This window comes from Deltaproteobacteria bacterium, from assembly GCA_026712905.1.
Lineage (GTDB): Bacteria > Desulfobacterota > Binatia > UBA9968 > JAJDTQ01 > JAJDTQ01.
Genome location: JAPOPM010000088.1, coordinates 1 through 5307, shown reverse-complemented (window position 1 = coordinate 5307; position 5307 = coordinate 1). Strand labels below are relative to the sequence as shown.

Annotated in this window: 6 protein-coding genes; 1 reads left to right on the top strand and 5 read right to left on the bottom strand. The window is 61.7% G+C overall.

Features of this window, described 5'->3' with window-relative positions; translation table 11 throughout:
- Window positions 1–877 (bottom strand): site-specific integrase (locus tag OXF11_06965; GenBank protein ID MCY4486844.1); only part of this gene is annotated, 877 nt, incomplete at its 3' end.
- 415 nt (window positions 878–1292) lie between these two features.
- Window positions 1293–1589, bottom strand: coding sequence for a transposase (locus tag OXF11_06960; protein ID MCY4486843.1), 297 nt, complete (start codon window positions 1587–1589; stop codon window positions 1293–1295).
- Here OXF11_06960 and OXF11_06955 point away from each other — a divergent pair.
- Window positions 1479–1958 carry a transposase gene (locus OXF11_06955; protein ID MCY4486842.1) on the top strand — a complete coding sequence of 160 codons (480 nt, stop codon included), beginning with the start codon at window positions 1479–1481 and terminating at the stop codon, window positions 1956–1958. The genes OXF11_06960 and OXF11_06955 overlap by 111 nt on opposite strands.
- Before the next feature lie 296 nt (window positions 1959–2254).
- Here OXF11_06955 and OXF11_06950 read toward each other — a convergent pair whose 3' ends face one another.
- The 3 genes from OXF11_06950 to OXF11_06940 all read right to left on the bottom strand — a co-directional run bounded on the left by OXF11_06950 (window position 2255) and on the right by OXF11_06940 (window position 5009).
- Window positions 2255–2974, bottom strand: a complete 720-nt coding sequence (locus OXF11_06950; GenBank protein MCY4486841.1) for a hypothetical protein — start codon at window positions 2972–2974, stop codon at window positions 2255–2257.
- A gap of 75 nt (window positions 2975–3049) precedes the next feature.
- On the bottom strand, window positions 3050–4144 hold the full coding sequence (locus tag OXF11_06945; GenBank protein ID MCY4486840.1) for a hypothetical protein: 1095 nt from the start codon (window positions 4142–4144) through the stop codon (window positions 3050–3052).
- A gap of 598 nt (window positions 4145–4742) precedes the next feature.
- Complete coding sequence (locus tag OXF11_06940) at window positions 4743–5009, bottom strand: hypothetical protein (GenBank protein ID MCY4486839.1); 267 nt, start codon at window positions 5007–5009, stop codon at window positions 4743–4745.
- Window positions 5010–5307 lie beyond the last annotated feature (298 nt).

Here is a 5307-nt window from a genome sequence, read left to right as displayed (position 1 = left end):
CTCGCAGCCGCCGCAGCGGCTTCGCGACCGTGTCATAGCGCAGCGGCCTGCCCACCGGCGCCGACCACAGGTTCACGAACACGCCCTCAGAGTCCAATTCGCCGTACTCGGTGTGCATGTAATCGCTGTAGAGCCGCACCAACGGCGCCGACACCGGCACCGTCGCCGGCGACGAGCACTTCGCCCGGGCCCCGTTCGCGTTGTCGGCCCGCGCCACGATGCGCACCTGCCGCCGGCGGCTCACGAAGTCCTCGTGTCGCAGACCGAGCGCCTGGCCGACCCGCATGCCCGTCTCGGCCAACAAGGCGAACAAGAACCGGTCCCGCAGCCGGGTGCACGCCGCCAAGATCACAGCGACCTCCTCGGCGCCGAGCACAGCCGGCAGCCGCCGGTGCGCGCGCAGCCTCACCGGCCGCGTGCGCACCGGCCCGTGACTCGCGATGCCGTGCAAGAACGGCTTGTAGGAACCCCGAGACACGCGCCTCCACGCCACCAACTCCGCCGCCACACCCACGCCGCCGCTGCGAGCGTGGAAGTCGTAGAACCCAAACAGCGCGGCCAGGTGACGGTTCACCGTCGCCGCGCTGCGAACCGCCGCCGTGTCATCGAACACGATCACGTTGTCGGCCGGAGCCCGCAGCCATGCCACGAACCGCGAGACGTCCTCGATCCCGACGCTGTCCCAGACCAGGCGACGGGCCCCGAGGAACTCGAACCAAAGCCGCAGACCGTGCGCGTAGGCCCTCACCGTGTTCGGTGAACGCTCGATGCCTGCCAGATGCGCCAGATAGCGCTCCACCGGCTCCACCAGAGCCCATTCGTCGTCGACGACCGTCCAAGACTCGGCGCCGGTCACCGGCATCACCACACGCTGCACCCTCGCAGGCCACCTCCACCGCATCTCGACCGGCGAGGCCAGGCCGAAGGAAGCGCTGTCCAGCTCACGCCGCCAGCAACATCGCGGACTCCAACGACACGCTCCAGAGAACGCGTCCACGACCGCCCGCCACGCGCCCGTCAACGACATCGACGACACCCCCCGACACGCTCCAGAGAATGATCGCCTCGGTGGGGCCGTTCGAAACGCGGGCGCGGTGCCAGTTGCCGATGTGAGTGCACATCGGCAGGCTCTTGCGACCGGGCCGGCAGCGGGTTCGATACGCGGGCGCGGTGCCAGTTGACGATGTGAGTGTGCCAGCGGACCAGGGTGCGGCCCAAGCGGCGCAGCGCCGGCGGGCTGTCAGTGTCTTGCAGGTCGTCGGCGAGTTCGGTGAGGTACGCGCCGGCGAGTTTCAGGCAGTCGATGTCGTCGAGGCCGCGGAGAGTCTCTTTGGCGTGCCACGCGAGGCGCACCTCGCCGCGGGGATCGCCGCGGTGAGCAGGTCGCGGAGCTTGGCGTCGCCGCGCTCGCTGAGCCGCTCATGCGCGGAAATGAGCAGCCGTCGCGCTCGCCACAGCGGGTCGTCCTTGCGGCAGCGGTGATCGAGGGTGTCGTTCTGGGTTCGGAGCCGCACCTCGTCGATGCTGTTGTCCGCCAAGCGGATCACGTGGAACGGATCGGCGACCTGGCCGACGTGACGCAGCGCCACCTCGAAGCTGCGCCGATACGCCACCGAGAGGTCCTGGGTTGCGACGTTGGCGACAGCGAAACCGAAGGGTTCTGGCAGCAGTTCTTGGGCTCGTTGCACGACCGGGGTCTCGCCGGCGCGCGCCTGGTGATATCCGATGCGCACCGCGGCCTCGCCGCCGCCGCTGACCGGCGGTTCCGGGGAGCGGCCCGCCAGTGCTGCCGGATGCACGTTATCCGGAACCTGCTTGCCGTGGTGCCCAAGTCGCACCAGCACATGGCCGCGGCGCTGTTCCGGACGATCTTCGCCCAGCCCGACTCCATGAGCCTTCTCCACCCCGAGCGCGATACCATCGCCACAGCCGAACTCACAGTCGGCAACCATCACTGAGGCTCACCCTCAGAGTCCACCACTTGATAGGACGCCCCCACCTAAAGTCAAGCAAGCTGATCGACCGAAACGCAAGGCACAGCTGAATCTCCACAAAGCCCAAAGCAATTCGCTGCGGCAGTGACTTGACTTACGGGAAAGAGGGCGCACCAAACGGAAGCGACCAAACTATCCGAACCGTCGACCTTCCGGTTAGTCGGCACGAACGTAGGCGCCGGCGACGTAATTCAATTCCCGCGGGTATTGCGTAGGCTGTGTGAGATCCGGGATCGCGCCCGAGAACCTGTTTGGCTCTATCACTGGCCTTGTTGTATCCGCTGAATTGCCGAAAGCACTGTTTCGATGCCTTCTCTGGATCCTGATGACCTGAATGATACCTGATTGTCCTGGTTTGAGACAACGAACAATTGGTTGTCAACGCTGCGCCACTTGAGTATCTCGAACACGACTTCCGAAGTCCGGCAAACCGTGGCCATATGATCAACTGCAGTTTCCGAGGCCAACCTAGACACCACGGGATCCTCGCCGACTGCAGCTGTCGCACCGCTGCCAAAGCGCTCCAGATGACAATTGATCATGTATTTGTCCGAGTCGGGGCAGTCTCCAAAGAACAAACCGAGTTCCTCCTCCACAGCATTCTTGCTCACACAGAGCCGATGGTTGCCGTAGGGCGTGACAGCATCGATAACGTGTTCTTCTCCCAAATACACTACTCGAACCTCTTGCTGATCCGAACGTATCAAAATGATGAACCCGCGCGAATTACCCATTCCAAGGATGCTCTGCCGCAGCATTTCACTCCACTGCGGGTTCGATGGTGTGAAATCTTGGAGCGACTTTAGAGTACGCGCTCCGCGATCAACAACTTCGAGAATCCAACGCGGTTCGATCTCGCTCGCGTCAGCGAATCCCAACTGTGACAACACCAACGGCGCAGGGGGAACCCCCGAGACAGCAGCCAAGGTCACGAGCGCCTCAGCAGTCAACTCTGGCAAGAACTGATCATTCGACGTCACAACAACCAACCTCCACGAGTTGACGGTCTCCTGTATGTACGCGGTGCAATCATGAGTCGAGCGTCACCGGATCTCTCAGAATGGCCACAGCCGATTCACTATCTTCTGTCCGCTGTCCCAAGCCGTGCCGGCTATATCCGTCACTCCGTCCCAAGCCGCGTCGGCTATATCCGTCAGTCCCGTCCATGCCGGATAGATAATATTGTCACACGCCCAAATAATTGGCGTGTCGAGCTGGGCACCCACCTTTACTCCAAAACCCAACGACATCAGTAGGAGACCTACTGGGGCAGCGGGTCCGACGAGAAGGGATGACGTATCAAGAAGGGAATCTCCTATCGCATCAGCGAAATCCGCAGCGTCTTCAGGTTGAAGATGAGGTGAGTCATGCATTTTCTTCCATGCAGCGTCGGCTTCAGGGAGATGCTCGAAAAGATTGAGAAGACCCATTCCGGCGCCAGCCGCACCAAGGCCGGTTGCCACTTTACTTCCGAGAAAGCGGCCCACTCCAGCGTCCGGTAGGCGAGAACCAAAGCCCCGCACCGTGTCTTTCGCGTAGCGGAGGTATGCCAAATCGCCAACGCCGAACAATCCAGCGCCAGTCGTGAGAAGTCCAGCACCAGTCTCGAGCCCACCCAGCCAACTATTGGCCTGACGCTGGGAATCTGGATCCAGCGGAGCAATTGGCCCAGTAGGAGCCACTAAATCCCTCGCGTAGCGGAGGTATGCCAAACCGCCAACGCCGAACAACCCACCACCAGTGCCGAGCGCACCCAGCAAACGAGTGACCTGAAGCTCGGCCGAAACGCCAACGCCGAAAACTCCACCACCAGTGCCGAGCGCACCCAGCAAACGAGTGACCTGAAGCTGGGCCGAAACGTCCGTAGGTGCTTGAAGCTCCGAGGATGTCTGGCTGATCTTGGTCTGGGCGCTGGCCTGAATCCGCAATTCTGAGGCAGCTTGCCTCAAGAACGCTGCGGCGGCAGCAAGTTGGGGGCGTACTTGTGACTCAAACATGGCATGGAAGCGATCCGCTTCGGGTCCCTGCCAGTCCATCCGGCGGAGCCAATACGCTATATGGTTGCAGGCATCATCGTAGTCATCGGCTCGAGCCAACACCCGAGTTGCCGTTGACTCGAGCTGGTCAGGATCAGCACCTAGAATTGCCATTGCCCTTCAGCCTCCTCCTCGACGCGTAACCACAGGACAAGCCATTAGCTACGGCTTGCCGCCTCTTGCTTGGCGGCCTCTTGTCGCAAACATGCTGCTAGCCGACCCAACTCTCCTGAAATCTTCTGACTTGCCCGGCGGTGAATCCTCTCCCAATCTGCACGGAACCTGTTGGCATCAGGACCCTGCCACCACATGTCATTGATTTCTGCTGTCATCGCCTCCCCGTAGTTGCGTATTCGTTCGGCCTGTTCGTCAAATGCTTGCGCTGCTCGACGCATTGCAGCCGGTTCACCTCCGAAGCGGCTCAAACTGTCAGATGGAACCAAGCGACTCATCTGCGCATCTCCTTGGTCGGAGGTGTCTGATAATCGAAGCACATGGCAGCATGCTAGTCTAGCCGCCTGCGCCGTGCCATCGAACGACGTGTGGACAACTCCCCATCACTGGACACTTCGCAATTGAGCGGGGGTGGGCGACCTCCACCGGTCGGTGCTTGTTATTGCACCGGTCATCATGACCGGCACCGTGCACCGACCGATGGAACTGGCCGAGTTCCAGACAGCCAGGATCGTACAACATGGCCCGGATTGCGTGTTCAGGCCTGGCTCACCTGGCGCTGCTGGTTTGCTTGGTTGCGGCAGTCGTTTGCGGCCGCTTGGAGTCGCTGAATCACCTGCCGCAAGGTTGACGTGTCGGTGCTCTCCCACTGGTTCCGGAACCGCTCAGCGTCTGTCCCTTGCCACCAAGTGGCCGCCACCTGCGAAGTTATCGACGAAATGGTGGCCTCAATCTTCTGAGCCTCCTCGTCGAACTTCCGCCCCAGCATCTCCAATTGTTCTACATCTGCTCCAAGTTGAGCCATCGGTTGACCTCTCTGTTCATCCCGCCTGGGCGGGCGCTTATACTGCGATCACGACTATACCGCGTGCTACGGTCAGTAGCCAGCGCATTGAGTGTGGAGAACTCCCCATGATTCAGGCGACATACCTCTAGCCCTGATTGTTCACGGGTGTGGGGGTGGTGGGGGTGCGCGTCCGCGGGAATGCCTCTCTGACGTGGGATAATGCGCCTGTTGTTGCCGGGCGCGATCCTGGAAAGAGAGGCATTCCCGTGGTGAAGTCTAATAGTGTCGAGAAGTTGGTGGTGGCGGGGGGCGCTGG